This is a genomic window from Cypionkella sp. (genome assembly GCF_030652235.1).
In the GTDB taxonomy this organism is placed as follows: Bacteria; Pseudomonadota; Alphaproteobacteria; order Rhodobacterales; family Rhodobacteraceae; genus Cypionkella.
On sequence record NZ_JAUSBA010000024.1, the window covers coordinates 19,790 to 46,229 of the forward strand.

The 26,440-nt window shown below is 61.3% G+C and carries 23 protein-coding genes; 13 read left to right on the forward strand and 10 right to left on the reverse strand.

All coding sequences use genetic code 11. The features are described from left to right. Positions 1-157: 157 nt before the first annotated feature. Both Q7V03_RS06795 and Q7V03_RS06800 read right to left on the reverse strand, forming a co-directional pair. Entirely contained in the window at positions 158-934 is a 777-nt protein-coding gene (locus Q7V03_RS06795; protein ID WP_304924848.1) for a hydroxypyruvate isomerase family protein, read from the reverse strand. Beyond that, entirely contained in the window at positions 934-1,503 is a 570-nt protein-coding gene (locus Q7V03_RS06800; RefSeq protein WP_304924849.1) for a DUF1285 domain-containing protein, read from the reverse strand. Before Q7V03_RS06800 ends, Q7V03_RS06795 begins: the two co-directional genes overlap by 1 nt. An 84-nt stretch (positions 1,504-1,587) precedes the next feature. Between Q7V03_RS06800 and Q7V03_RS06805 the strand changes: the two genes are divergently transcribed. From Q7V03_RS06805 to Q7V03_RS06820, 4 genes are read left to right on the forward strand one after another with little or no spacing between them, the layout of a single operon-like run. Next, on the forward strand, positions 1,588-2,592 hold the full coding sequence (locus Q7V03_RS06805) for a MoxR family ATPase (RefSeq protein ID WP_304924850.1): 1,005 nt from the start codon (positions 1,588-1,590) through the stop codon (positions 2,590-2,592). After that, the gene (locus Q7V03_RS06810) at positions 2,589-3,455 is read left to right on the forward strand and encodes a DUF58 domain-containing protein (RefSeq protein ID WP_304924851.1); all 867 of its coding nucleotides are present in this window, start codon (positions 2,589-2,591) and stop codon (positions 3,453-3,455) included. The genes Q7V03_RS06805 and Q7V03_RS06810 overlap by 4 nt, the downstream gene beginning before the upstream one ends. After that, positions 3,452-6,202 carry a DUF4159 domain-containing protein gene (locus Q7V03_RS06815; RefSeq protein WP_304924852.1) on the forward strand — a complete coding sequence of 917 codons (2,751 nt, stop codon included), beginning with the start codon at positions 3,452-3,454 and terminating at the stop codon, positions 6,200-6,202. Before Q7V03_RS06810 ends, Q7V03_RS06815 begins: the two co-directional genes overlap by 4 nt. After that, complete coding sequence (locus tag Q7V03_RS06820; RefSeq protein WP_304924853.1) at positions 6,199-8,268, forward strand: hypothetical protein; 2,070 nt, start codon at positions 6,199-6,201, stop codon at positions 8,266-8,268. Before Q7V03_RS06815 ends, Q7V03_RS06820 begins: the two co-directional genes overlap by 4 nt. Here the strand turns inward: Q7V03_RS06820 and Q7V03_RS06825 are convergent. Continuing rightward, complete coding sequence (locus Q7V03_RS06825; protein WP_304924854.1) at positions 8,249-8,932, reverse strand: DUF599 domain-containing protein; 684 nt, start codon at positions 8,930-8,932, stop codon at positions 8,249-8,251. The two genes, Q7V03_RS06820 and Q7V03_RS06825, sit on opposite strands and share 20 nt — an antisense overlap. A 109-nt stretch (positions 8,933-9,041) precedes the next feature. Here Q7V03_RS06825 and Q7V03_RS06830 point away from each other — a divergent pair, with 109 nt between their 5' ends. The 6 genes from Q7V03_RS06830 to Q7V03_RS06855 all read left to right on the forward strand — a co-directional run bounded on the left by Q7V03_RS06830 (position 9,042) and on the right by Q7V03_RS06855 (position 15,753). Further along, positions 9,042-10,475: an FAD-linked oxidase C-terminal domain-containing protein gene (locus Q7V03_RS06830; protein WP_304924855.1), complete on the forward strand. Its 1,434-nt coding sequence runs from the start codon at positions 9,042-9,044 to the stop codon at positions 10,473-10,475. A 96-nt stretch (positions 10,476-10,571) separates the two neighbouring features. Continuing rightward, positions 10,572-11,633 carry a glycolate oxidase subunit GlcE gene (gene glcE, locus Q7V03_RS06835; protein WP_304924856.1) on the forward strand — a complete coding sequence of 354 codons (1,062 nt, stop codon included), beginning with the start codon at positions 10,572-10,574 and terminating at the stop codon, positions 11,631-11,633. Then, entirely contained in the window at positions 11,633-12,904 is a 1,272-nt protein-coding gene (gene glcF, locus Q7V03_RS06840; RefSeq protein ID WP_304924857.1) for a glycolate oxidase subunit GlcF, read from the forward strand. Before glcE ends, glcF begins: the two co-directional genes overlap by 1 nt. Before the next feature lie 57 nt (positions 12,905-12,961). Further along, positions 12,962-13,762: a serine protease gene (locus Q7V03_RS06845; protein ID WP_304924858.1), complete on the forward strand. Its 801-nt coding sequence runs from the start codon at positions 12,962-12,964 to the stop codon at positions 13,760-13,762. A gap of 161 nt (positions 13,763-13,923) precedes the next feature. Then, positions 13,924-14,400 (forward strand): Hsp20 family protein, encoded by a 477-nt coding sequence (locus Q7V03_RS06850; RefSeq protein WP_304924859.1) that lies wholly within the window; start codon positions 13,924-13,926, stop codon positions 14,398-14,400. Positions 14,401-14,505: 105 nt separating this feature from the next. After that, complete coding sequence (locus tag Q7V03_RS06855; RefSeq protein ID WP_304924860.1) at positions 14,506-15,753, forward strand: PLP-dependent aspartate aminotransferase family protein; 1,248 nt, start codon at positions 14,506-14,508, stop codon at positions 15,751-15,753. A 10-nt stretch (positions 15,754-15,763) separates the two neighbouring features. On the opposite strand, the gene Q7V03_RS06860 is transcribed toward Q7V03_RS06855, so the two are convergent. The 4 genes from Q7V03_RS06860 to Q7V03_RS06875 form a co-directional block, all read right to left on the reverse strand. After that, complete coding sequence (locus Q7V03_RS06860; protein ID WP_304924861.1) at positions 15,764-17,803, reverse strand: VWA domain-containing protein; 2,040 nt, start codon at positions 17,801-17,803, stop codon at positions 15,764-15,766. Beyond that, a complete protein-coding gene (locus Q7V03_RS06865; protein ID WP_304924981.1) occupies positions 17,800-18,336 on the reverse strand; it encodes an RNA polymerase sigma factor in 537 nt (178 codons plus the stop codon). The genes Q7V03_RS06860 and Q7V03_RS06865 overlap by 4 nt, the downstream gene beginning before the upstream one ends. Positions 18,337-18,539: 203 nt before the next feature. Then, positions 18,540-19,055, reverse strand: a complete 516-nt coding sequence (locus Q7V03_RS06870; RefSeq protein ID WP_304924862.1) for a peptidoglycan-binding domain-containing protein — start codon at positions 19,053-19,055, stop codon at positions 18,540-18,542. 159 nt (positions 19,056-19,214) lie between these two features. Then, complete coding sequence (locus Q7V03_RS06875; RefSeq protein ID WP_304924863.1) at positions 19,215-19,568, reverse strand: cupin domain-containing protein; 354 nt, start codon at positions 19,566-19,568, stop codon at positions 19,215-19,217. A 152-nt stretch (positions 19,569-19,720) separates the two neighbouring features. On the opposite strand from Q7V03_RS06875, the gene Q7V03_RS06880 reads away from it, so the two are divergent. Together Q7V03_RS06880 and Q7V03_RS06885 are read left to right on the forward strand one after the other, a co-directional pair. Further along, a complete protein-coding gene (locus Q7V03_RS06880) occupies positions 19,721-20,899 on the forward strand; it encodes a glutathionylspermidine synthase family protein (RefSeq protein ID WP_304924864.1) in 1,179 nt (392 codons plus the stop codon). A 4-nt stretch (positions 20,900-20,903) separates the two neighbouring features. Further along, positions 20,904-21,473, forward strand: coding sequence for a DUF1190 domain-containing protein (locus Q7V03_RS06885; protein ID WP_304924865.1), 570 nt, complete (start codon positions 20,904-20,906; stop codon positions 21,471-21,473). A gap of 57 nt (positions 21,474-21,530) precedes the next feature. On the opposite strand, the gene Q7V03_RS06890 is transcribed toward Q7V03_RS06885, so the two are convergent. Beyond that, positions 21,531-23,009, reverse strand: a complete 1,479-nt coding sequence (locus Q7V03_RS06890; RefSeq protein ID WP_304924866.1) for an NAD-dependent succinate-semialdehyde dehydrogenase — start codon at positions 23,007-23,009, stop codon at positions 21,531-21,533. 109 nt (positions 23,010-23,118) lie between these two features. Here Q7V03_RS06890 and Q7V03_RS06895 point away from each other — a divergent pair, with 109 nt between their 5' ends. Further along, the gene (locus Q7V03_RS06895; RefSeq protein WP_304924867.1) at positions 23,119-23,901 is read left to right on the forward strand and encodes an alpha/beta hydrolase; all 783 of its coding nucleotides are present in this window, start codon (positions 23,119-23,121) and stop codon (positions 23,899-23,901) included. Between the two features lie 86 nt (positions 23,902-23,987). Here Q7V03_RS06895 and Q7V03_RS06900 read toward each other — a convergent pair whose 3' ends face one another. Together Q7V03_RS06900 and Q7V03_RS06905 are read right to left on the reverse strand one after the other, a co-directional pair. Then, positions 23,988-24,317, reverse strand: coding sequence for a hypothetical protein (locus Q7V03_RS06900; RefSeq protein WP_304924868.1), 330 nt, complete (start codon positions 24,315-24,317; stop codon positions 23,988-23,990). A 16-nt stretch (positions 24,318-24,333) separates the two neighbouring features. Next, positions 24,334-26,346 (reverse strand): OmpA family protein, encoded by a 2,013-nt coding sequence (locus Q7V03_RS06905; RefSeq protein ID WP_304924869.1) that lies wholly within the window; start codon positions 26,344-26,346, stop codon positions 24,334-24,336. Positions 26,347-26,440: the final 94 nt, after the last annotated feature.

Here is a 26,440-nt window from a genome sequence, read left to right on the forward strand (position 1 = left end):
ACTACCGACGAAGACTTCGATACAGCAGCCCGAAAGCCAGCGTAGGGTGGGGTTTCACCCCACCATCACAAACAAATTCTTAAAAATACCTTAACGCGTCAAGATCATCTTATTGAAATAAAACAATAAAAAAAGGTCCCGCGTTGGGACCACAGCCTCAAACCCCGATCAACCGCGATCGCGCCTTCAAAGCCCCCAGCCAAGCCAGCCCATGCACGGTAGCGCGCGAAGGCCGATACTCCGCCGCGACCCAGCCCGCATATCCGCTCTCATCCAAGGCCGTGCACAGTCCCGTCAAATCAAACCCGCCGCCGCCTGGCTCATTCCGCGACGGAAAACCCGCGATCTGCACATGATTGACCCGCGCGCCATGCTTGGCCCAAACCGCCGCCGCATCGCCATGAATCCGCGCCGCGTGCCACAGATCAAACTGAATCCCAACCTGCGTCAGCCCCAGATCATCCACAATCCGCCCCGCCTGATCGAAGTCGTTCAGGAAATACCCCGGCATATCATCCGGGTTCAAAGGCTCCAGCGTGATCGCCAAATCCGGCGCCTGTCCCGCAGCCCACAACAAGTTCTCCACATAAACCTGCTCCGCCTGCGGCCCCTTCGCCACCCCGGCCATCACATGCACCCGAGACGCCCCCAGCCGAGATGCCAGTTCTGCCGCCCGCAAAAAGCCCTCGCGGAACCGAGTCTCCTCGCCTGGCACAGCCGCAAAGCCACGATCCCCCGCCGCCCAATCGCCGGGCGGCGTGTTGATCATCGCTAGTGGAAGGCCCGCCAAAGCAGTCTCCCAGTCCTTCGCCGGGTAATCATAGGGAAACAGGATTTCCGCGCCATCAAACCCCGCCTGCGCGGCCAAGCCGGGGCGGTCGAGGGGGGAAACCTCGGTAAACAACATCGTCAGGTTTGCGGCAAATAAAGGCATCAGCGCAGGTCTAGCGAAGGAATCACCGGAAAGAAACAACCATCTGACCAAAGCCCGAACCAGCGTTCCCCTAAATGGTCGTGATGCACCCCCAATTCGATCAACCGATAGAAGGATTTGCGGTCAATCAAAGCCTCCAGCCCCGCCCGGATATGCACATAGGGCGAAGGCTCGCCACCCTCCCCCAGCACCACCCGGATCGGGTTATCCGCCCCAGCCACCACCTCATCCTCGGTCTTGGTGAAGAACCGCAGACGCTGCGTCTCCCCCGAACCTTCCGCCTCAAAATCCACCGCCAGCATCGGCGCGTCATCGACCCGGATCCGCACCTTCTCAACCGGAGTGACCAGAAAATACTGATCCCCCTCCCGTCGCAGAATCGAGGAAAACAGCTTCACCATCGGCATCCGCCCAATCGGCGACCCATCGTGAAACCAATTCCCATCCCGCGCGATCCGCATATCTATGTCGCCACAAAATGGCGGATGCCACAAATGCACCGGCGGCGGGCCTTTTTTTGCGGCAAGCTGCACAGCAGCCAGCCCCTCGGCCAGCGGTTTCACGATCATTTGTGCATCTTCGCTTTTTGGCATTTGTACCCGGCGTCCAGATTAGATCATATGACAGCATATAACCTGTTCCGGAGAATTGTCATGGCCGATCCCACCCAACTCGTCGCCGAGATCGAAAGCTTAGGCGTGCGGCTGGCGCAGGCGAAGGCCTCGATCAACCAGCGCTTTATCGGGCAAGACAAAGTGGTGGATCAGGTTTTGGCAGCGATGCTGTGTGGCGGTCACGCGCTGCTGGTCGGTCTGCCGGGTCTCGGCAAGACGCTTTTGGTCGATACCCTCAGCACCGTAATGGGCCTGAAAGGCAACCGCATCCAGTTCACGCCAGACCTGATGCCTGCCGATATTCTGGGGTCCGAGGTGCTAGAAACCGCCGCCGATGGCTCTCGCGCCTTCCGTTTCATCGAAGGCCCGGTGTTTTGCCAGCTTTTGATGGCCGATGAGATTAACCGCGCCTCGCCCCGCACCCAATCGGCCCTGCTGCAAGCCATGCAGGAAAAAGAGGTCACCATCGCAGGCCAGCACCGCGCCTTGGGCCGCCCGTTCCATGTTTTGGCGACGCAAAACCCGATCGAGCAGGTAGGCACATATCCTTTGCCCGAAGCGCAGTTGGACCGCTTCTTGCTGCAAGTCGATGTCGACTACCCCACCCGCGCGCATGAACGTGACATCCTGCTTGCCACCACAGGCGCGACAGAATCGCAAGCGCATCAAGTGTTTAGCGCCGATGAACTGCTCGCCGCCCAAACCGTTCTGCGCCGGATGCCGGTCGGCGATCAGGTGGTGGAAGCCATCCTTGATCTGGTCCGCGCCTGCCGTCCGGGCGAACCCGAGGGCCGCGATCTCGCGGGCAGCTTGTCTTGGGGGCCGGGACCGCGTGCTGCCCAAGCCCTAATGCTGACCGTCCGCGCCCGCGCGCTACTGGATGGCCGCTTGGTGCCCTCCATCGCTGACGTGGCCGCGATGGCAAAGCCGGTGCTGGAACACCGCATGGCTTTGTCCTTCGCTGCCCGTGCGCGGGGCGAAACTCTGTCGGGCTTGATTGACCGCACCATCACCCGCAGCCTGCGCCTTGAGGCCGCTGCGTGAGCATTTCCGCCGATCTGCGTGCGCGGGCCGAAACGCTCGGTCAATCCCTGCCAGCGCTTTTGGCAGAGGCCGAACATTTGGCCGCAACGCTGATGCTGGGCGAACATGGCCGCCGCCGCGCCGGCCAAGGTGACGAATTCTGGCAATATCGACCCGCGCATCAGGGCGATGCCGCACGTTCGATTGACTGGCGCAGATCGGCAAAATCAGACGCGCATTTCGTCCGCGAACGCGAATGGCAAGCCGCGCAATCGGTGACGCTTTGGGTAGATGCCGCGCGCTCGATGGCGTTTTCGGGCGACAAAGACCGCGCGCCGAAACTTGACCGCGCCCGTCTGCTGGCCTTGGCACTTTCCGTCCTGCTGCTGCGCGGGGGCGAGCGTGTTGGCCTGTCTGGCACTGCCCCAAAACCGGGCCGAGCGCAGATCATGGCCTTGGTCGAAGGTTTGTCTTCGGATAACCCCGACGACTACGGCACCGCCGATGTCGCTGGCATGGTCAGCCATGGCCGCGCGGTGTTTCTGTCAGACTTCCTCGGGCAGATCGACCCGCTGGAAACCGCGCTGACCCTTGCAGCAGATCGTGGCGTGCGCGGCGTGTTGCTTCAAGTGCTTGATCCGGCAGAGGAAGATTTCCCCTACCAAGGCCGCACTGTGTTCGAATCCATGCAAGGCAGCCTCCGTCACGAAACCCAATCCGCAGGCGATCTGCGCACCCGCTACCTTGATCGCCTCGCCGAGCGCAAAGCCCGCTTGGCAACCCTCGCCCGCGCGATGGGCTGGCATTATCATTGCCACCACACCGGACAATCGGCGCAAACGGCGCTGCTTTGGGCCTATAGCGCGCTGGAGGGCGGCCGGTGAGTGCGCTGGCTTTCACCACGCCGTGGCTGCTCTGGGGCCTGATCGCTTTACCGATCCTGTGGCTCTTGCTGCGCGCCATTCCTCCGGCGCCGATCCGCCGCCGCTTTCCGGCGGTGGCTCTGCTTCTTGGCCTCGCCGACGAAGACCGCCAAGCCGACAAAACCCCGTGGTGGCTGCTGCTTCTGCGTGCCTTGGCCGTTGCCGCTGCGATCATCGGCTTTGCGGGGCCGATTCTGAACCCCGAAAACCGCGCGTCGGGGTCCGGGCCTTTGCTGATCGTGCTGGATGGCGGCTGGGCCGACGCGCGCGACTGGACGGGTCGCTTGGATAAGGCCAGCACTTTGCTCACCGACGCGGGGCGGGCAGGTCGCACTGTCGCGGTGATCCGCCTGACAGACCTGCCGCAGCCGGTGGAATTCCAAAATGCCGACGCTTGGGCAAGCCGTCTGGCCGCGATGGAGCCGCAACCCTTCGCCCCGCAAGGTTACGCCGATTGGGCGAAAATCCTGACGGCGGACAATTTTGACAGCTACTGGCTTTCCGACGGCCTAGACCATCCGGGCCGCGATGCGCTGCTCAAAACCCTGCAATCCAAAGGCAGCCTCACCGCATTCCTCTCCCCCCGCCCGGTGTTCGCTCTGCGCCCCGCCGCATTTGAGGATGGCAAAATCATCCTCACCGCCGCCCGCCTGCCGGGTGATCCGGCAGACCTTGACGTGATCGCGCGCGGCCCCGACCCTTCCGGCATCGACCGCGAACTCGCCCGCGCACCGCTGCATTTCGACGCGAATGCACCCGAGGCCAAAGCCACACTCGACCTGCCGCCCGAACTGCGCAACCGCGTTAACCGTTTTGAACTCTTGGGCCAACGCAGCGCAGGGTCGGTCAGCCTCAGCGATGACAGCCTGAAACGCCGCAAAATCTCGGTGATCGGCGGCACGACTGACCGCGAGGGCCTACCGCTGCTGCAACCCACCTACTACCTGCGCCAAGCCCTCACCCCCGTCGCCGATCTGGTGGAAGGCGGCCTGTCAGACGTAATCCCGGCCAACCCCGATGTGATCATCCTTGCCGATGTCGCCAAGCTGACCCCGGTGGAAGCCGATTCTCTGCTGGAGTGGATCAACAAAGGCGGCCTGCTGCTGCGCTTTGCTGGCCCCCGCCTTGCCGCCTCGGAACTCTCCCGCGTTGAAGAAGACCCGCTCATGCCCGTGCGGCTGCGCGAGGGTGGCAGGTCAGTAGGGGGAGCAATGAGCTGGGGCGAGCCGAAAACCTTGGCACCTTTCCCCGAAGATTCGCCCTTTCATGGCTTGGCCATCCCCGAGGATGTGACCGTCAGTCAGCAGGTTTTGGCTCAACCCGATCCAGACCTCGCCAGCCGCACCATTGCTGCGCTGGCCGATGGCACTCCCTTGGTGACGCGCAAAGAAATCGGCGCGGGGCAAGTGGTGCTGGTGCATGTCACCGCCAATGCCGAATGGTCCAGCCTGCCGCTGTCGGGTCTGTTCGTGCAGATACTGGAACGCCTCGCGGTGTCCACCAAACCCGCGCAGCCTAACGCACAGGATCTCGCGGGCCTAACATGGGTGCCGCAAAAGATCATGGATGGCTACGGGGTGGAGCGTGACGCAGGCGAAATCGCAGGCGTCCCCGGCGAAACTTTGGGCAAAGCCATGGCCTCTGGCCCCGGCCCGAACCTGCCAGCCGGACTTTATGCCAGCACAGATCGTAAAGTGGCGCTGAACGTGATCTCTGCCAAAACCCAGATCACCGCCGCCACTTGGCCCGCAGGCACCAGCATCGAAGGCATAGAAACCGTGAAAGCCCAAGCGCTGAAGGGCATCCTGCTGACCGCCGCGATGATCGCGCTGGCTCTGGATGTGCTCGCCGCGCTTTGGGTGTCAGGCCGCATTGGTGGCCTTGGCCGCACCGCCACGATCCTCCTCGCCCTGATGCTGCCCCACGACGCCCGCGCCCAAACCCCCGATGACATCAAAGCGATAGAGGCAACCCGTGGCGTCGTTCTTGCCTATGTCCAGACCGGCGATGCGGCGATGGATCAGATCTCGGAAGCGGGTCTGCGCGGCCTCAGCGATCAGCTTTGGCTGCGCACCGCTGTTGAGCCCGAAGCCCCGATGAGCATCGATCTAGAGAAAGACGAACTTGCCTTCTACCCCTTCCTCTATTGGCCGATCACCCCGAACCAACCGATCCCTTCGACCTCTGCCTATGCCAAGCTGAACCGCTTTCTGCGCACGGGTGGCATGATCCTGTTTGACACCCGCGATGGCGATATCGCGGGCTATTCGGGCGACACCACGCCGGAAGGTCAAACCCTGCAACTGATCGCCTCTGGTCTTGATGTTCCGCCTTTAGAACCGATGCCGAAAGACCACGTTTTGACCCGCAGCTTCTATTTGCTGCAAGATTTTCCCGGTCGCTACGCAGGCGGTGCTGTCTGGGTCGAAGCGTCAGACCCCACAGCCGAGCAGACCGAAGGCATGCCCTTCCGCAACCTGAATGATGGCGTGACGCCAGTGATCATCGGCAGCGCCGATTGGGCCTCGGCTTGGGCCACCGACCCTGACGGCGTGCCAATGTTCCCGGTGGGGCGCGGCTATGCGGGCGAGGATCAGCGCGAGATTTCCTACCGCTTTGGCATCAACGTCATCATGCATGTGCTGACCGGAAATTATAAATCGGATCAGGTGCATGTGCCTGCCCTGCTGGAAAGGCTAGGCGAATGAGCCGGACCGTGGTTTTCGACCCCCTGATAGCATTGCCCGTGATCTGGGCCTTGGCGATCATCGCGGGCCTGCTGGTGGCTTTCGCCTTGTGGAAAGGTCTGCGTGGCTGGCCGCTGCGTGGCCTTGCGTTCATCGCTTTGGGCGTGGCTTTGGCAAACCCGTCCTTGCAGGAAGAAAACCGCAAGCCCTTGTCGGACATCGTTTTACTGCTGGTCGATGAAAGCTCCAGCCAAAGCCTGTCCGACCGCAAAGCGCAATCAGAAGCCGCCGTTGCCAAGATCACCGCCGAAGTCGCAGCGCTGGATGGCACCGAGCTGCGCCTGATCCGCTTCGGCGATGGCGCAGAGGATGCGGGCACTTTGGCGATGACAGCGCTGTCGCAAGCCATGGCCGAAGAACCCCGCGCCCGCATTGCTGGCACCATCCTGATCACCGATGGCCAAGTGCATGACCTCAACCTCGCCCCCGCTTTGCCCGCGCCGTTGCAAGTGCTGCTGACAGGCAAGCCGCAAGATTGGGACCGCCACCTGATCATCAAAGACGCCCCGGCCTTCGCGATCTTGGGCGAAGAATTCACCCTGAAGCTGAAGGTCGAAGACAAGGGCGCAGTGCCAGCCTCGGCAGGCACAAGCGTGGCCCTGACCATTGGCGTTGATTCAGACGCCCCGATGACATTTCAGATCCCGGTGAATGAGGATATGGAACTGCCCGTGCGCTTGCCTCATGCGGGGATGAACGTGCTGCAATTCTCGGTCGCCCCGGTCGATGGTGAACTGACCGACCGAAACAACGTAGCCGTGGTGCAAGTCAACGGTGTGCGGGATCGTTTGCGCGTGCTGCTGGTATCGGGCGAGCCGCACGCAGGCGAACGCGTCTGGCGCAACCTGCTGAAATCTGACCCCTCGGTCGATCTCGTGCATTTCACCATCCTGCGCCCGCCCGAAAAGCAGGATGGCGTGCCAGTGGAAGAACTGTCGCTGATCGCCTTCCCCACCCGCGAATTGTTTGTTGAGAAGATCAACGATTTCGACCTGATCATCTTTGACCGCTACCGGATGCGCGGCATTCTGCCGATGGAATATATTGATAACGTTGTGCAATATGTCAAAAATGGCGGCACCGTTCTGGTCGCCGCAGGCCCCGAATTTGGGGCGGTTGATAGCCTGTGGCGCTCGCCGCTTGCAGAAATCCTGCCTGTTGAGCCCACCAGCCAAGTCATCGAAGAAGGTTACAGGCCCAAACTGACAGATCTTGGCCGCCGACATCCCGTCACCGAAGGGCTGGAAGCCCTGTTTCCAAAAGGCTGGGGTCGCTGGTTCCGTCTGATCGACGTGAACCTGCTGCGTGGCCAAGTGCTGATGTCCGGCCCGCAAGACAAACCCCTGCTGGTGCTGGACCGCGTTGAAAAGGGCCGTATCGCGGTGCTCGCCTCCGACCAGGCTTGGCTTTGGGGCCGTGGCTATGAAGGCGGCGGGCCGCAGTTGGAACTTTTGCGCCGCCTCGCCCACTGGATGCTGAAAGAGCCGGAGCTAGAGGAAGAATCCCTCACTGCCACCAACAAAGCCGACCTGCTGACCATCACCCGCCGCACCGTGTCCGAGAAGCCACCCGGAGATCTGACCATCACCGGGCCGGATGGCAAAATCCAAACCCTGACCCTGCCCGCAGACGGCCCCGGCAAATACAGCACCGAATGGAAAGCCCCGGTCTTGGGACTCTATCGCTTGCAACAGGGTGACCTCGTCCGCGTCGTCGCGGTCGGCCCTTCGGCCCCGAAGGAATTTGTCGAAACCCTCGCCAACCCAGAAATCCTCGCCCCCCTCGTCGCCACCATGCAAGGCGGCATCCTGCCGATCGAGGCTGGCCTGCCCGGTATCCGCACCGTCCGTGAAGGCCGCCCCGCAGCGGGTCGCGGCTGGATCGGCATCACCCCACGCGGCGCTTTTGTCACCGAGGATTTGCGCATCAGCCCCTTGGTGCCCGGGTGGCTGATGCTGATTTTGGCGGCAGGATTGGCAGTGGCCGCTTGGCTGGTCGAGGGCCGCTTTAAGCGGCGTCCAGCATAACCTTGCGCGATTCCGACGCAAACTCGCGCCGGATCAGCATCGCCGAGGTCAGCAATGTGGTGGCGATCAACACATAAGGCCCCAGCAACCAGCCCAGACTGCCCAAAGCGAAATAGATCGAGTGCAGGCCGCGGTTAAAGCTTTTCGCTGCCGTGATGTTCAACTCTGCCGCCTGCTGCGCCCGATGCGGCGCGACCGGCTCGCTGGGATCATTCGGCACCGCCGCCATTATGATCGCACAATAGCCAAACAGCCGGTTCGACCAGATAAACTTCAGCACAGCATTGGCCAGAAACATGATCACCAGCAGCACCCGCAGTTGCAACCCGGAGGCATCGGCGGGCAGGGTCAGATCTTCAGCCAGCCCGACAATCGCTGCCGGATTGCCGATCAGCGCGATGCCGCCACCAATCGCGATCAGCGAAGCGCTGGCAAAAAACGCCGTGCCTTGCCGCAGGCTGTCAATCATCGAAGCGTCAAAGATCCGTGGCTGCCGGGTCAAGAACTGCCGCATCCATTCGCGCCGATACTCTTTCATCAGCACAGTGACCGAGGGGCGGCTGACGGGCGGATGCTCGATCAACCAGCCGATCCCCGCCCAAGCAATTAAAGTCAACGCCACGGCAAGCGCGTCAATGGTGCTGAATGGGCCGATGCTGATCATGCTCTGCATCCGCCAAATCTATGCTTTCACGGCAAATCTGGGAAGGGCCAACAGTATCTTGCCATTTCTAAAAATTGGTTATATTTTCTGACCACGCAAGGAGTCTGCCATGGATATGCCGATCCCCAATGCCGCCATCGTCGCGCGCAAATCTGCCATCGTCACGCGGTTGCGCAGCGTTCTGCCTGCGGATGCGGTGATCAGCGATCCGGCGGAAACCCGCGCCTACGAATGTGATGCGCTGACCGCCTACCGCTGCGCTCCAATGGTCGCCGTCCTGCCCCGCACAACTGCCGAAGTCGCCGCTATTCTGAAAATTTGCCATGAAGAACAAGTGCCCGTCGTGCCGCGCGGCTCTGGCACCTCACTGGCCGGAGGCGCGTTGCCCACTGCCGATTGTGTGATCTTGGGCGTAGCGCGGATGAACGCGGTGCTGGAAACCGACTACGACAACCGTTTCATCCGGGTGCAATCGGGCCGCACCAACCTCTCCGTCACCGGAGCCATCGAATCTGATGGCTGGTTCTACGCCCCCGATCCCTCCAGCCAACTTGCCTGCGCCATCGCGGGCAACATCGCGATGAATTCGGGCGGCGCGCATTGCCTGAAATACGGTGTGACCACCAACAACCTGCTGGGCGTGACCTTGGTGCAGATGGATGGCACCGTGATCGAAATCGGCGGGCCTTGGCTGGATGCCCCCGGCATCGACCTTCTCGGCGTGATCTGCGGTGCAGAAGGCCAGCTTGGCGTTGTGACAGAGGCCACCCTCCGCATCCTGCCTAAACCCGAAGGCGCGCGGCCGGTGTTGGTTGGATTTAACTCAAACGAAGTCGCAGGCACTTGCGTGTCAGACATCATCAAGGCCGGCATCCTGCCCGTCGCCATCGAATTCATGGACCGCCCCTGCATCCGCGCGACCGAGGCCTTCGCCAAAGCCGGCTACCCCGATTGCGAAGCTTTGCTGATAATCGAGGTCGAAGGCTCGCCGCCCGAGATCGCCGAACAACTCGCCCGCATCAAGGCCATCGCCCTGCGTCACAACCCGGTCGAATTTCGCGAAGCCGCCGACGAAGACCAAGCCAAACGCATCTGGCTGGGCCGCAAATCCGCCTTCGGTGCGATGGGGAAGATCAATGATTATATGTGCTTGGATGGCACTATTCCCGTGTCCTCCCTGCCCTATGTCCTACGCCGAATCGGCGAGATGAGTGCTGCCTACGGCCTTGATGTCGGCAATGTCTTCCACGCAGGCGACGGCAACATGCACCCCTTGATCCTGTATGATGCCAACAAACCCGGCGATCTGGCATTGTGCGAGGCCTTCGGCGCCGACATCCTGAAGCTGTGTGTCGAGGTTGGCGGTTGCCTGACCGGAGAGCATGGCGTCGGCATCGAAAAGCGCGATCTGATGTCGGTGCAGTTCAATCCAGTGGACCTTGAAGCGCAACTGCGGGTCAAGGACGTGTTCGATCCGGCTTGGCTTTTGAACCCGGCGAAGGTGTTTCCGCTGGATATAACCGCCGCGCGGCGCGCGGGTTGAAGTCGCCGGGGCCGTCTGCCCACCAGTCCATTGGTTTCTTGAACCAATGGCGAAACCAACGGACCACCCCAAGAATTTTGAGCATATAGGATGACCATGCGGCCTGCTTCCGAAAGCGAATTAAGCGAGATCATCCTAGGCGCGCAGGCTTTGCATATCCAAGGCGGCGGCACGCGCAGCGTTGGGCATGCGGTGGGCGAGGTTTTGGATACCAGTGGGTTAAGCGGCATTGAACTTTATGAACCCGGCGCTTTGACCTTGGTGGCGCGATCCGGCACTCCGCTGGCCGAGATTGAGGCTTTACTGGCCTCTGAACGGCAACGCTTGGCCTTCGAGGTGCCCGATATGCGCGCACTTTTGGGCCGTCAGGGCGTTTCGACCATCGGCGGAGTGGTGGCGAGCAATGCCTCTGGCCCGCGCCGGGTGCAGGTTGGGGCCTGCCGCGATGCGCTTTTGGGGGTGCGCTTTGTCGATGGCCGGGGAGATGTAATCAAGAACGGTGGGCGGGTGATGAAGAACGTCACCGGCTATGATTTGGTCAAACTGATGGCCGGATCAAAGGGCGCTTTGGGGGTTCTGAGTGAGATCAGTTTCAAGGTGCAAGCGATGCCAGAGGCCAGTGTTGCTCTGGTGGCAGAGCGCGATGTGCCGCAAGGGTTGGCCGATCTGCGCGCCGCACTTGGCTCTCCCTACGACATTTCGGGGGCGGCTTGGGCGCAGGGCAGGGCGATGATCCGGCTGGAGGGCATGGCAGGTTCCGTCGCCTACCGTGCGGGCAAGTTGCAGGATTTGCTGGGATTTAAGCAGGCCGAGGCAGATTGGGCGGCAATCCGCGATGTAACAGCTTTTGCGGCAAGGCACGGCGCTGTGTGGAAATTGTCAGTCAAGCCCACCGAAGCTGCGGCCCTGATCCACCGTCTTGAGCTTGAGGCAATCTGTGATTGGGGCGGCGGGCTGGTCTGGCTGCTTGATCCAGCGGGCACAGCCGACGTACGCGCCGCCGTGGCGGGCTTCGGCCATGCCACCCTGATGCGCACCATCCCCGGAATGATACAGCCGACTTTCCAACCCGAAGCCCCCGCCGTGGCCTCTCTCACGGCAGGCCTGCGGGAAAAATTTGATCCGCGCGGTGTTTTCAATCCGGGGATGATGGGCTGATGCAAACGCATTTCACCGACCTTCAACTGCAAGACCCCAAATTGGCCGAGGCCAACAAGATCTTGCGCTCTTGCGTGCATTGCGGGTTTTGCACAGCCACTTGCCCGACCTATCAAGTGCTGGGTGACGAGTTGGACAGCCCGCGCGGTCGGATTTATCTGATCAAGGAAATGCTGGAAACCGGGCGGCCCGCCGATGCGCGCACCGTCAAGCATCTGGATCGCTGCCTGTCGTGCCTTGCCTGCACCACCACCTGTCCGTCTGGTGTGGACTATATGCATCTGATTGATCAGGCGCGGGTCTATATCGAGAAAACCTACAAACGCCCGCTGTCAGATCGTGCCCTGCGCTGGCTGCTCGCCAAAGTGATCCCAAATCCCACCCGCTTCCGGCTTGCGCTGTTTGCCGCCAAATTGGGCCGCCCCTTCGCACGGTTGATCCCAGATGCGCGGCTGCGGGCCATGCTGGCAATGGCCCCGAAAACCATTCCCCCGGTCAGCCGCAACGATGATCCGCAAAGCTTTGCACCCAGCGCTCCACAACGGATGCGGGTGGCGCTGATGACCGGATGCGCGCAAAAGGCGCTGAACACCGACATCAACGACGCCACCATCCGCCTGCTGCGCCGTTTGGGCTGCGAGGTGGTCATCCCACGCGGTATGGGCTGCTGTGGTGCGCTGACGCATCACATGGGGCGCGAAGCCGAAAGCCATGCGTCCGCCCGGGCCAATATCGCCGCCTTTATCGCTGAAACGCGGGGCGCGGGGTTGGATGCGATTGTCATCAACACCTCTGGCTGCGGCACCACCGTCAAGGATTACGGCCATATGATCGGCACGCCTGATGCCGCTGAAGTATCCGCCCTGACGCTGGATATATCCGAGTTGTTGCAACGTCTTACCTTGCCGGAAGGCGCACCCAAGGGCCTGATCGTGGCCTATCATGCCGCCTGTAGCCTGCAACACGGCCAGCAAATCAAAACCGCGCCAAAAGACCTGCTGAAGCGTGTGGGCTTCACCGTGGTCGAGCCTGCCGACAGCCATCTCTGCTGTGGTTCGGCAGGCACCTATAACCTGCTGCAACCCGAAATTTCCGCGCAACTGCGTACCCGCAAAGTGCAAACCCTGGAAGCCAAACGCCCCGACATCATCGCAGCGGGCAACATCGGTTGCATGATGCAAATCGGTGCGGCCACCGCCATCCCCATCGTGCATACCGTCGAGTTGCTCGATTGGGCCACAGGTGGGCCGAAACCGCGCGCCTTGGGGTGATTTGCCTCACATCTGCCGCAGTTTTTGGCTAGATCGGGCGACCAGACCGGAGAACCCATGCGCCTTGCCCTGATTGCCCTGCTTTGCCTTGCCAGCCTCCCCATAAGCGCACAGGAATCCCCGCTTGTCAGCCTGCAAACTGCCAATGATTCAAAGGGTTGGAACGCGGTTGGGCGGCTGAACCTTGGCGACCGTGGCTTTTGCACCGGCACCCTGATCGCCCCCGATCTGGTGCTGACAGCCGCCCACTGCCTGTTCGACAAAGAAACCGGGGCGCGGATTGACGCCCGCGACATCCATTTCCTTGCTGGTCTGCGCAATGGCCGCGCCGAGGCTTATCGCAACGTGGCCCGCGCCGTCGCGCATCCCGATTACGCCTATTCTGGCGCGGATGATCTAGATCGCACCGCCTTTGATGTAGCTGTGCTGGAACTCGATCAGCCGATCCGCTTACCTTCAATCCAGCCGATCAGCCCCACGTCGCCGCCCTCCGTCGGCGATGAGGTGGGCGTGGTGTCCTACGCGCAGGATCGCGCTGAAGCGCCTTCGCTGCAACAGATGTGCCATGTGATTGATGGCTCGGACAAAGTGCTGGTGCTGTCGTGCGATGTGGATTTCGGCTCCTCCGGTGCGCCGATTTTCACGGTGAAAAACGGCGTGCCACAGATTGTCTCGGTGGTTTCGGCCAAGGCTGAATCGGATGGCAAAAAGGTTTCGCTTGGCACCACGCTAGAAGCCCCTTTGGCTGTGGTGATGGCAGAACTGGCGAAGGAAGGCCGGGCGGTTTCGGTCGCAGGCACCAAGGTCAACACCCTTTCGGGTGGCAAAGCCAGTGGCGCGAAATTCATCAAACCCTGATTCCACGACTCTGGATGGGTCTTGAAACCCGCCAAGGCGCTTCCCAAATCAGCGTAGTCCCCAAGGTGCCGCAATCGGGCTTCGGGGGCTTCAATCGCCTTGCCCGTCTGGGAAGGCTTCCGCGCCGTCGCAAGACGGCCATCGCTTGAAAGAGGATGACTATGCGCAATTTTGATTTTGCTCCGCTCTACCGCGCCACCGTTGGCTTTGACCGTATCGCCGATCTGGTCGACCGGGCATTGACCGCCGACGTAGCCCAGCCCACTTATCCCCCGTATAACATTGAGAAAACTGCTGAAGATGCCTATCGCATCTCGATCGCCGTCGCCGGGTTCTCGCCCGATGAGCTGTCGGTAGAGGTGAAGGACGGTGCGCTGCACGTCACCGCCCGCAAAGCGCCCGAGGCCGAAAGCCGCGCTTATCTGCACCGTGGCATCGCCACCCGTGCCTTTGATCGCCGTTTTGCTTTGGCCGATCATGTCCGCGTCACCGGGGCCGGCCACGAACACGGTATGCTGCACATCGACCTCGTGCGCGAAATCCCCGAGGCGCTGAAACCGCGCCGAATCGAAATCGGTCGCCGCGTCGATGTTGAGACGAAAGCGGTTGAGGCACAGGTCGAAACCGCCAACGCCTAAACACCACACCAACCCAAAAGGCCCGGCCCAGCGCCGGGCCTTTTGCTTTAGCCCAGGCTCTGCGATACTCTTGGCCACAGCCGCGACCAGCCGTATGGAGAGCAGATGAAAACCCACCTTCCCCCCAAGCAAATCACGGCTGTTGAAACCGCGCACCCGATGCACCCCGCCACCCGCGCGCTGGATGGCGGCCTGCGCCCCGACCCGATCACCGGAGCGATTGCGCCGGGAATTTCGATGTCGGTGAACAACGTCTTCACCCCCGGCGGCTCGGCGTTTTCCGCTGATGGCATCGGCGATCTGACCGACCTGCCCTACCTTTACGCCCGCTGGACCAATCCGACCGTCCGCGACCTGGAACGTCGCCTGTGCAGTCTGGAAGGCGCCGAGGATGCGCTTGCCACCGCCACCGGGGTCGCCGCAATCGCCGCCACCTTCTTGGCGCTGCTGAAATCCGGCGACCATCTGATCATTTCTGACGTCTGTTATGCCGGGGCTTACGAACTCGCCACCCGGATTCTACCCGGTTTTGGCATTGAGGTCACGCCCGTGAACCTCTCAAACCTCGACGCGCTGAAAGCAGCTCTGCGCCCGAACACCAAACTGATCCATGCCGAAAGCCCCTGTAACCCCTTACTTCGGTTGACGGATCTTTCCGCGCTGGCCAAGATCGGCCGCGCCGCAGGCGTGCTGACCTCGGTAGACAGCACCCTTGCCACCCCGGTGATCACGCAACCGCTGACCCATGGCATGGATCTGGTGATCCATTCGTTAACCAAGTTCATGAACGGCCATGGCGATGCCTTAGGCGGCGCCGTGATTGGCCGCAAAGAGCTGATCTCGCGCATCCGCGCCTCTTCCGGGGTTTATCTCGGGGCGGCTTTATCAGCGCAAAACGCTTGGCTGATCCTGCGCGGCATCGACACTTTGTTCCCCCGCCTGCGCACCGCTTCGGAAAACGCCATGCAACTGGCAAACCATCTTGAGGCACACCCAAAAGTGCTGGCCGTCACCTACCCCGGCCTTGCCAGCCACCCGCAACACGCCCTTGCCAACCGCCAAATGACGCTACCCGGCGGCATGATCACCTTCCAAACCGCCGATCCCGAAGCGGTGGCGCAAAAGATGGCCGCGCGGTTCCGGGTGATGCACTACGCCTTCTCGCTGGGCCATCAGCGCAGCATCTGCGTCCATATCGGCACCGATGATATTATGGCCTCGACCTACCGCATGACAGGCGAAAGCCTTGCCGATTACAAACGCTTTGCCGGCGAAGGCGTGTTCCGCCTGTCGGTCGGTTTGGAAGATGCGCGCGATCTGATCGAGGATCTGGACCGCGCGCTGGCGGATTAATGCGCCTGCTTTAGCGAGACAGAACCTTGGCAGTGCGCATAAGGTTTACCGCCTCAATCCGATAGCCAAACTCATCCGCCCCGCGTGAGGCGAGGGCCAGATCAATCGCCTGATCCCAGCCCCAGTCGCCCAGATATTTGGCATCGGTCAGCAACTGGCCAAACCCCGCAATCGCGGCGGCAAAACGGGTTTCATCCGTCACCGGCATCCCCGGCACAATCGGAGTTTCCTGCAAGGTGCTGTCCTTGCCCCCCGGTGCCACCGACCGCAGCCGCAGATAACCCAACTCACTGGACCCTTCCGGCGCCTTAGCCGAACCATAGCGCAACGGATCATTCCTCAAAGCCGCACTCCCCGGCGCCGTCACCTCATAAATCGCTGTCACCGCCGTGCCCGCACCAATATCGCCGGCATCCACCTTGTCATTGTTGAAATCTTCACGCGCCAAAGCGCGGGTTTCATAGCCAATCAACCGATATTCCGCGACCTCTGCCGGGTTCCATTCCACCTGAATTTTCACATTATCCGCAATCGGATACAGCGCCCCGGTCAACTGATCAACCAACACCTTGCGCGCCTCATTCAGCGTGTCGATGTAAGACGCTGTGCCATTGCCGTTTTGCGCCAGTGCCTGCATCGTCGCATCATCCAGATTGCCGCGCCCAAAACCTAAGACCGACAGATACGCCCCGTTTTCGCGCTTCTTGGCGATGTAGGTTTTCAACGCCTCTGGGTCATCAATGCCGACGTTGAAATCGCCATCGGTCGCCAACAGCACTCGAGAAACCTCGCCCTTGGCAGCCATACTTTCCGCCACCTGATAGGCCAGCTCCAACCCCTGCGCGCCCGCAGTCGATCCCCCCGCCGAAAGTTGATCCAACGCCGCCAGGATCGTCGCCGTATCGCTCGCCTTGGTCGGCGGCAAAACTTCGCCCGCACTTCCCGCGTAAGCCACAATCGCCACCTGATCTTCCGCCCGCAACTGCCCCAACATCAGCCCCAAAGACTGCTTCAACAGCGGCAGCTTGTTGGCATCCTCCATCGACCCCGAGGTGTCCACCAAGAAAACCAAATTCAACGCAGGCCGATGTTCCACCAACGGCACCGCACCCTGAATGGCGATATTCACCAACCGCGTGTTCGGGTTCCACGGCGTTGGCATCACGGTAATGGTGGGCCGAAATGCTTGATCACCTTCCGGTTTCGGATAGGCATAGGGGAAATAATTCACCATCTCCTCAATCCGCACCGCAGGCGGATCGGGCAAAAACCCCGCGTTCAAACTGGATCGCACCGTCGCATAAGATGCCGTATCCACATCAATCGAAAAGGTCGAAACCGGCTCCTCCTCCGTCACCTTCACCGGATTGGCGTCAGCAGTGGCGAAGGTTTCGGTGTTTTCCATCGGGATGGGCGCGGGCGCCATCACCGGCATATCGGCGACACTGCCAGCGGGGGCCGCATAGCTTTCAACGGCTTGGTCCATCGCAGCGCCCGCGCGGGCTTTCGCCATCGGCGCTGGAGCGGCCTCCGTCATAGGCCCGGTCAGACCCGCCACCTCGGACGAGGCATCTGCCATCGACTGCGCCGGAGCCTCTGCTTCGGTCTTGGCCAGAGCATCGGTTGCGAGTTGCACTGCCGCAGGTTTCATCTCAGCCAAGGGCTTTGCGGGCTCAGTCGGCAGCGATTGTGCAGGCGCAGTTTTGACTGCGACTTCCGGCGGCACAGGCACCTGCAAGCCGTTCTGCGCCTCCTGCATCGGCCCCTTGCCCGACAGCGGCAAAATCACCACAAACCCCACCAGCAGGGCGGCAACCGAAGTGGTAGCGGCAAGAACAGGTTTCATCTTTAAAGCGTTCAACATGGCGAGACCCTTTTGCAAAAGACCCGCCCTCACAGGGCGGTCTGGCATAGGACGCGCAGCCTCCGTCGATCCTTGGAGCCGATCAAAATTTTCCACAGCCAACCGCATCGCCGCCGCTTTCGCATTGGCATCAGGCGGCGGCACCGCGCGCAGCGCAGCCTTCAGGGCATCAAATTCATTGCTCATCTTGCATCCTCCGCCGCCATCGTGCGCAGGCGTTTTTTCACCTCGGACATCCGCCAAGCCACCGTGCCTTCAGAAATCCCCAACACCGCGCCCGCCTCGGCCTGAGTCATCTCTTCGCCCAACACCAAAGCCACGGTATCGCGCAACTCAACCGACAACCGCGCCATTGCCTGCGCCAGCCAATCCTGTGCCTCGGCCTGCACTTTAATCTCATCCTGCCGCGCAATTTCCCAATCACCCCAGCCACTTGCGGCCTTGGCGTGCGTGGCCTGACGCCGGCGCAAGTCGTGGGCGGCGTTCATCACCACCCGGTAAAGCCAAGTGGTAAACCGTGCCTCGCCACGCCAATGCCGCAACTTCACGGGCAAGGCCGCGCAAATGTCCTGCGCCAGATCTTGCGCCTCGGCCTGCCGTCCGATCAACCGATAGGCAAGCCCATAGATTCGGTCGTAATGCCGCTCCACCAGCGCCGTAAAGGCGCTGCGATCACCGCCAGCGGCAGCCGTCGCAAGGATCTCATCCGGGGTTTCCATCAGCATAACTTTATTCAGACGCAGGCTATCCGGCAATCCTTGGCAATCATGCAAAATAAAAGCGCGCCCGAAACATCGGACGCGCCAAACCGCTTAAAGAGCAAATCATCACAACATGTTGTGGAAATCTGCAGATAAAATCGCCAAAAACCACAAGTCATTCCCCGCGGGGATGGATTTTCAGGCATGCGCTCCGAAACAGATCAATAGATCAGCCCGTCATAGACACCATAAGCACTATTGGTCGAAGCCAACTGCCGGGTCTGGCCTTGGGCGTTGGCATAGGCGACCACAGCGTTGTAAGTGCCGGGACCAAACGAGCCGTCGATGCCACCGCGATAGTAGCCATAGGCCGACAGGCGGCGCTGGATCAGCCGACGCTCGGACCACGAATAATTGTTGAACGCCCGTGCGGCGGCGGTGCTGTAGACCGAGACGCGCTGCGGCTCATAACGCGGTTCATAGCGTGGTTGGTACTGCTGATAGCGCGGCTGTTCATAGCGTGGTTCATAACGAGGCTCGTGACGTGGCTCATAGTGCTTCTTGTTCGGCTTGGTTTCGCGGATGATGCCTTGCAACAGAATGACGCCAGCAGCGCCTTTCAGCACATCTTGCTCGCGTTGGCCCCAAGCCAATGCAGGGGCTGCAGGCAAAGCAACCGCAAGGGCAAGCAATGCGGCGATGGTGTTCCGTTTGATGTTTGAGACAGCGGGCAGCATGTCATATCCTTTCACGTTGTTGGCCGGCGAGAGCAGCCTCGGTGGGCCGATGAGAGCAACATGTGGATTGAACGCGCGATAAGCAAAATCGTTGCCTTGATAGGCGATAACAATGCGGTGCTTGCAGCGGGATGCAGCACGCACCCCGCCGCAAATGGTTTATTTGATACGGAAATCGAAATGCTTGCGGACGTTTTCTTCGATTTTCCAAATACCCTTGAAAGTTGGCTCCACCACGAAAGAATCGCCCGCCTTGACGGTCACCGGCGTGCCGCCATCCGGCGTGATGGTGATCTTGCCCGCGATCAGCACGACATATTCGTAAGCCGTGTAGGTCGCATGATAGCTGCCAACCGTACATTCCCAGATGCCGGAAACCATGTCGCCCGCAGCCGAAGTGTGCAGCGCCCAAGTCTTCATTTTCGGGCTGCCTTCGGTGACAGTCCAGCCATCCAGATCAGCGGTTGACGGCTCAAGCCCCTCGGTTGAGGCAAGTTTGGTGACGCTTTGCATGGGAATTCTCCTGTTTGGGTCGGGGCACAGTTTGGCGCTTGCCTTAGGTTTGTCGCTGCCATCCCCGACATCCACCTCGACAGACCCGACAGAAGGGCCTTGCTTTGCCGCAGACCAGACCCGATATCTGCCACAACCTTCTGGAGTAGCCCTTGCACCGTATAACCTTGCCCGAACGCCCCGACTGGCGCACTGAGGCCGAAAAGCTTGGTTTCACCTTCGCCGATATGTATGGCGAACCCTATTGGGATGAAACCTCGGCCTATAGTTTCACCTTGGCCCAGATCGAAAATGACATCGAAGACCCCAGCACAGCCCTGCATGCGATGTGCCGTGAGGCTGTGGCACAGGTGATCGCATCAGAAAGCCTGATGCAGCGGATGGATATTCCGCGCGCGCATTGGGATCTGGTGGCGCAAAGCTGGCACGATGCCGAGCCGGAATTATATGGCCGTTTCGATCTGGCCTATGATGGCAACGGCCCGGCCAAGCTGCTGGAATACAACGCCGACACGCCGACTTCGCTGTATGAAAGCGCATCCTTCCAGTGGCTGTGGTTTGAACAACAACTGGCCGCACGGGTGTTGCCGCAAGGCGCGGATCAGTTCAACAGCGTGCACGAGGCTTTGGTTGCCCGTCTGGCCGAGATGTTTGCCCCCGACACCGACATCCATTTCGCCGCCATAGCGGATGCACCAGAAGATTACGCCACGGTGGAAACCATGGCTTGGGCCGCGCGTGAGGCAGGTTTGGGCGCGCATTACACCGATCTCGACAAAATCGGCATCAGCCCGGACGGCCAGTTCACCGATGCCGAAGACCGGGTGATCGGCGCGCTGTTCAAACTTTACCCTTGGGAAGACCTGCTGCGCGATCCGTTTGCCGACAAGATCGCGGCCTCAGGCTGTCGTTTCATCGAACCCGCGTGGAAGGCAATCCTGTCGAACAAAGCGATTCTGCCCGTACTGTGGCAGATGTTTGAAGGCCACCCTAACCTGCTGCCCGCCTATTTCGAGGATGAAGCCGCTTTGGGCCGCGCGCCCGATCTGCTGGCACAAGGCTATGTCACCAAGCCGATCTTCTCACGCGAAGGCCAGTCGGTGACGATCCATCAAGATGGCACCGTGCTAGAATCCGCCACCGCACGTGACTACGACCAGCACCCCAAGATCGTCCAAGCCTACCACCCGCTGCCCATATTTGCCGATATGCGCCCGGTGATCGGCGCGTGGATGGTTGGAGAGGTCTGCGTCGGCATGGGCCTGCGCGAAGATCGCAGCCGGATCACGCAAGATTTGTCGCGGTTCAAGCCGCATTTTATTGAGGGGTAAGGCGATGAAACGCTCACGTCATGTTGCACTCGCCTTGCTTGGGGCCGCCGCCTTCGGGATCGCCGGCTGCACCGAGGAAAAAACCGAAGCCAGCGCCTTTGCCGACAAGGCAAGCTGTTTGGCCGCAGCCAGCCCTGACGGCTGGTTTTCAGCAGCCGATTGCGACACCGCCTTCGCCGAGGCGCAAAAGCTGCACGAGGAAACCGCGCCGCGCTACGAAAGCCGAGAGCTGTGTGAGGCAGAGCATGGCGCGGGGGCGTGCGGCGGCGACGCAGCGGCGACCAACAGCGGTGGCGGTTCGGTCTTCATGCCACTGCTGATGGGCTACATGATCGGGCAGGCTTTGGGCGGCGGTCGGGTGATGTCGCAGCCGGTGGTGCGCACATCGGGCGGCGGTTTTGCCACGCCAGATGGCGGCACCCGGATCGGCAATCTCAACAGCGGCGGCACGATCAATGCCAGCGCGTTCAACAAAGCCCCGGTGACAAAAGGCTTGGCCCCGATGACCAAAACCCAAGTCCAATCGCGCGGCGGCTTTGGTAGCGCGGGCGCGAACCGGGCGGTGGGCGGGTAAACAAAACGGCGCAGGTTGCCCGGCGCCGTTTCTCATCTCAGTGGTCGTCTAAGCGGATCAAACCGACAAACAGACGTATTTCAGTTCCATATAATCGTCGATGCCGTGGCTCGAACCTTCGCGGCCCAGACCCGACTGCTTTACGCCACCAAACGGTGCCATTTCGTTGGAAATCAGCCCGGTGTTCACCCCAACCATGCCGTATTCCAACTGCTCCTGCACACGGGTGATGCGGCCAATGTCCTTGGCATAGAAGTAGCTGGCCAGACCAAAGATCGTATCATTGGCGCGGCGGATCACTTCTTCCTCGGTGTCAAACTTGAACAAAGGTGCCAGCGGCCCAAAGGTTTCCTCGTTGGCAACCTTCATATCCTTGGTCACCCCCGTCACCACGGTCGGCTGAAAGAACGTGCCGCCCAAAGTGTGCCGCTTACCGCCCGTCAACACCTTACCGCCACCCGCCAGCACATCGGCGATATGTTCTTCAACCTTCTCAACCGCATCTTCGTTGATCAGCGGCCCGGTGGTTACACCCGCCGTCAAGCCATCGCCAATCGCCAGCTTGCCAACCGCCGCCGCCAGCTTTTCGGCAAAAGCGTCATACACCCCCGCCTGCACATAAATCCGGTTGGCGCAGACGCAAGTTTGCCCGTTGTTGCGGAATTTCGACACCATCGCGCCCTCAACCGCCGCATCCAGATCGGCGTCGTCAAACACGATGAACGGCGCGTTGCCACCCAATTCCATCGAGCATTTCAGCACTTGCTCCGCCGCCTGACGCAGCAAAATCCGCCCCACTTCGGTCGACCCGGTAAAGGTGATCTTGCGGATCGCCGGGTTCTCGCAGAACTCCTTGCCAATCTCAGACGACCGCGAAGACGTGATCACCGAGAACACCCCCGCAGGCACCCCGGCCCGTTCCGCCAACACCGCCAATGCAATCGCCGACAACGGAGTTTCCGCCGCAGGCCGCGCCACAAACCCGCAACCAGCAGCCAAAGCCGGGGCCACTTTGCGCGCAATCATCGCATTCGGAAAGTTCCACGGCGTGATCGAGGCACAAACCCCGATCGGCTGTTTCAGCACCGAAATCCGCTTGTCACGCATATGGCCAGGGATGATCTGGCCGTAAGTGCGCTTGGCCTCTTCGCCGAACCATTCGATATAGGCCGACCCATAAGCAATCTCGCCCTTGGCCTCGGCCAGCGGTTTTCCCATCTCTGCCGTCAAAATCGTCGCCAGATCTTCCTGCGCCGCCATGCACAGATCAAACCACTTGCGCATCACCTGCGCGCGCTCTTTGCCGGTGCGCGCCGCCCATTCCTTACGGGCAATGTCCGCCGCCGCAATCGCACGCGCCGCATCCGCACGAGTCAAATCCGGCACATGAGCAATCACATCGCCGCGCGCCGGGTTGGTCACGGCGAATGTCGCGCCATCGGCGGCCTCAATCCACTGCCCCGCCACATAGGCCTTATTCGGCAGCAGGCTTGCGTCTTTCAACAAAGAACGCAGATCGGTCACGGAATCGAGCATGGGGGCCTCCATTAGCACGGGTTGCCCCTGCTTGCCCGCTCTGGACATAAAAGTCCACATCCTCCACCAATGTTGGACCTAAAGCTGGCGGCAAACTGGAGTGATCCCGATGGACATGACCCGCGAATACCTAAACGGCGCTTTCATTCCGGGGTCCGAGGCGATGCCCGCACTCTGGGCGCAAAAAGCCGCACAATTCCGCGACACCCTCGGCCCGCGCGCACGACTTGACCTTCCCTACGGCCCCGCCCCGCGCAACCGCTTCGATCTGTTCTTGCCCGAAACCACGCCGAAAGGCCTGATGGTGTTCATCCACGGCGGCTACTGGCTGGAAACCGATAAGAGCCTCTGGTCCCACCTCGCCGCCGGTGCCTTGGCCCAAGGCTGGGCCTGTGCGCTGCCCGGCTACAGCCTCGCGCCCGAGGCCCGCATCGCCCAAATCACCGCCGAAGTTGACCAGGCCATCACCGCCGCCTGCGCCGAAGTCGCAGGCCCGTTGGTGATCACCGGCCATTCCGCAGGCGGCCACCTCGCTGCCCGCATGGGCAACCCCGATTGTAGCCCCGCCCTGCGAGCCCGCCTCACCCGCATTGTGCCAATCTCGCCATTGGCCGAGTTGGAGCCGTTGTCGCAAACCGAGATGCAAACCAACCTGCGCCTCGACCCGCCCGAAATCGCGGCAGAAAGTCCCGCCCGCCACGCCCTGACCACCCAAGCCCATATCTGGGTCGGCAGCGCCGAGCGCCCCGCCTTCCTGTGGCAAGCCCGCACTCTATCCGAAAACTGGAACTGCCCTTGGACGATCGATCCCGGCGCCCACCACTTCAACGTGATCAACGCACTGGAAGACCCGTCTTCGCCCCTGATGCAAACCTGCTTGGGCGATCTGTGAACGCAACACCCCTGTAGAACCTCGCCGCCCCGGATCAAGCTCGGGGCGGTGAGGCGTTGGAGGCAAAGGTTGTCGTCGAAGCCGGCTCAACTATTCGCGTGCATCCGCTCGATATAAGCGCGCATTTCTTCAGCCTCGTGCCGCGCATCGCGCAACCCCTCCATCGCAGCGCGCAATTCGGCTTCAGTCTGGGCGATCTGGTTCATCAACTCGCCCTCACGGCTTTCGAGGTAAACAATCGCCTGATCGCGCATCTCCTCCGCCTCGTGCAAAGATTGCGCCATCCGGTCCATTTCGGCCATATCGCCACCCGCCACCCGGGTAAAACGGTGCAGCAGCCAATAAGTGAACCAGCCCGCCGCGAAGGCCAACAGCAGGATGACGGCGGTGGCCGCGATAAATTCGGTGCGGTTCATAGGCGTGCCCCCATCATCATTCTGACTTCTTCGGCCGTGGCTTCGGCGCGATGGTTTTTTCCAGCGGTGCCACCGAGGGGCTGGTATCGCCCGAAAAATCTGGCCCCTCCTGCGCGGCCATGGCAGCACCCTGTGCCGCATCCGAGCCCTGCGCCGCCGTCGCCGCCGCCTTGCCCGCATCCGGTGAGGCGGGCCTCAAAGTCCCAATCAACCGAAATTCAATCCGCCGATTGGCCTCACGCCCGGCATCCGTGCCATTGTCAGCCAATGGATCCGCCTCGCCATAGCCGCGCGCCACCATCCCCGACACATCAATCTGCCGCCCCAGCAAAGCCAGCACCACGGTTTCCGCCCGCGCCTGCGACAACGCAAGGTTGCCCCCATCCGAGCCTTGGGAATCGGTATAACCCGCCACTTCCAGCTTCACGCCGGGACAGGATTTCAGCACATCCGCCAGCGATTTCATCACACCGCTCGCCGCGGCGTCGATCTCGGCTGACCCTGGCGTGAAGGTGATCTTCTGCCGCGCCACCACATCATCAACGTCCTGCGCACATTCCTCAGGCGTTGGAATCCCAGCCAACGGGTCTAGCGCCTTGTCATATTTCACATCGACCTTAAAGGTCTGGCCCTGCCCCAGCTTTTCGGAAAGAATCTGCGAGATCCGCACCTTGGCGGATTGCGATCCGGTGATGCCCTTCAGCTCCACCGTATCCGCCCGCACCAGCAGCGTGCCATTGTCCAACTCGCTCAATGCCTGCAACCCCGCCAAAACCCGCATGGGCCAGCCAGTCGGCAGATCCGGGTCCATCCGGGTCGCAAGGTAAGTGTTGCTGCCAAACTCGGCCTTGGCAAAGCTATCCACGGCCTTGCGCAGCACCTCATCCGTCAGGCGACCGCGCATTTCCAACCGATGCGTCTCGGGCGCAAGCTTGGCAGTGAACTCAGCGGGGCCAACAACCCCGCCAACCGCTTTCTTCTCCAGCGTGGCTTTCAGCGAGAACACATCCGGCAGCGCCGCGCCCAGTTCGCCCACCACCCGGTCAAAATCCGCTTGCGGCACATCCGCACCTGCCAGCAGGGTCACATCGGCATCCGCGAAGGTCAGGGTCGCGCTTTGCAGCTGCGCCACCGCCTTGATCCCGGCGATGGTGGCATCGGCCCAGCGCGGCGTCGGCACGCCCAGCCCGATGGTGCAACTGTTGCGCCCAACAGTCCCCGCACCCCCTGCCGCCGCCAAAATCTTCGCCCGCGCCACCTCGGTATCGGCGGAACATGCGTCAAACCGCGCGCCCTCGGCATCCTTCACAAAGCGCAGCGTGAACGGAGTCAGCACCGGACGCGGCGCAGAAATCTCAATCGTCACCGCCAGCCCCGCTGGCTTGGCGCTGTTCAACTGCTGCTCAAAGCTGCGCTTTTCAGCCTCTGAACTGGCAATTGCGGTGATTGCCACCTGATCCGCCGCCACCGATATTTTTGACCGCGGCAACATGCTCAGCGCGTTCAACCCATAAGTCAGCGCCGCGTCCCAGCCTTCAGGCGCAGGGTAAGCCGCCGTCTCTAGCATATCTGACAGTGGAATATCCGGGGAAAGCGCCTGCGCGCTATCCTTCACGCTTTGCAACGCATCGCTTTCCGGCAGCAAACCGATCATCTGGATGCCATCATCATTGCGCAGCATTTCCACCGAGAACCGAGGCGCTTCGATGGCTTTAACCGGGGTCACCTCAAGCCGGTCGCGGATCCGTGCCGAATCGATCAGCCCGCCAACCAGATTAACCACCTTGTACCGCATCGCCTCATTCGGGGCTGTGCCGCTGAGGTGAATTTGCAAGCCATCCGGGGCGACACTGGCAAAAGTGATGCCCTCGGTCAGCAGCATGGATTTCACCACACGGGCCGAAATATTCTCAACCAGCACAGCCGCCCCCCAAGCCACCAGCACCGAAACCACCCCCGCCGCAACAAAGGCGCAGGGGGCAAGGTACTTCGCGGGAAGCTGGGTAAGGCTGAAATTGGGCAATGTCACCACGGGGTCATTCAACTCGGTCTTTCAGAAAGCCAGCCGGAGCACAGCAGGCTGCTCTGTTCCGGTCTGCATAAAGCGCGCATTCCCCCGGATC

Coding starts and splice junctions, on each gene's coding strand:
- Q7V03_RS06795 (WP_304924848.1), bottom strand. CDS start 934: ATGCCTTTATTTGCCGCAAACCTGACGATGTTGTTTACCGAGGTTTCC.
- Q7V03_RS06800 (WP_304924849.1), bottom strand. CDS start 1,503: ATGATCGTGAAACCGCTGGCCGAGGGGCTGGCTGCTGTGCAGCTTGCC.
- Q7V03_RS06805 (WP_304924850.1), top strand. CDS start 1,588: ATGGCCGATCCCACCCAACTCGTCGCCGAGATCGAAAGCTTAGGCGTG.
- Q7V03_RS06820 (WP_304924853.1), top strand. CDS start 6,199: ATGAGCCGGACCGTGGTTTTCGACCCCCTGATAGCATTGCCCGTGATC.
- Q7V03_RS06825 (WP_304924854.1), bottom strand. CDS start 8,932: ATGATCAGCATCGGCCCATTCAGCACCATTGACGCGCTTGCCGTGGCG.
- Q7V03_RS06830 (WP_304924855.1), top strand. CDS start 9,042: ATGGATATGCCGATCCCCAATGCCGCCATCGTCGCGCGCAAATCTGCC.
- glcE (WP_304924856.1), top strand. CDS start 10,572: ATGCGGCCTGCTTCCGAAAGCGAATTAAGCGAGATCATCCTAGGCGCG.
- glcF (WP_304924857.1), top strand. CDS start 11,633: ATGCAAACGCATTTCACCGACCTTCAACTGCAAGACCCCAAATTGGCC.
- Q7V03_RS06845 (WP_304924858.1), top strand. CDS start 12,962: ATGCGCCTTGCCCTGATTGCCCTGCTTTGCCTTGCCAGCCTCCCCATA.
- Q7V03_RS06850 (WP_304924859.1), top strand. CDS start 13,924: ATGCGCAATTTTGATTTTGCTCCGCTCTACCGCGCCACCGTTGGCTTT.
- Q7V03_RS06855 (WP_304924860.1), top strand. CDS start 14,506: ATGAAAACCCACCTTCCCCCCAAGCAAATCACGGCTGTTGAAACCGCG.
- Q7V03_RS06860 (WP_304924861.1), bottom strand. CDS start 17,803: ATGAGCAATGAATTTGATGCCCTGAAGGCTGCGCTGCGCGCGGTGCCG.
- Q7V03_RS06865 (WP_304924981.1), bottom strand. CDS start 18,336: ATGGAAACCCCGGATGAGATCCTTGCGACGGCTGCCGCTGGCGGTGAT.
- Q7V03_RS06870 (WP_304924862.1), bottom strand. CDS start 19,055: ATGCTGCCCGCTGTCTCAAACATCAAACGGAACACCATCGCCGCATTG.
- Q7V03_RS06875 (WP_304924863.1), bottom strand. CDS start 19,568: ATGCAAAGCGTCACCAAACTTGCCTCAACCGAGGGGCTTGAGCCGTCA.
- Q7V03_RS06885 (WP_304924865.1), top strand. CDS start 20,904: ATGAAACGCTCACGTCATGTTGCACTCGCCTTGCTTGGGGCCGCCGCC.
- Q7V03_RS06890 (WP_304924866.1), bottom strand. CDS start 23,009: ATGCTCGATTCCGTGACCGATCTGCGTTCTTTGTTGAAAGACGCAAGC.
- Q7V03_RS06895 (WP_304924867.1), top strand. CDS start 23,119: ATGGACATGACCCGCGAATACCTAAACGGCGCTTTCATTCCGGGGTCC.
- Q7V03_RS06900 (WP_304924868.1), bottom strand. CDS start 24,317: ATGAACCGCACCGAATTTATCGCGGCCACCGCCGTCATCCTGCTGTTG.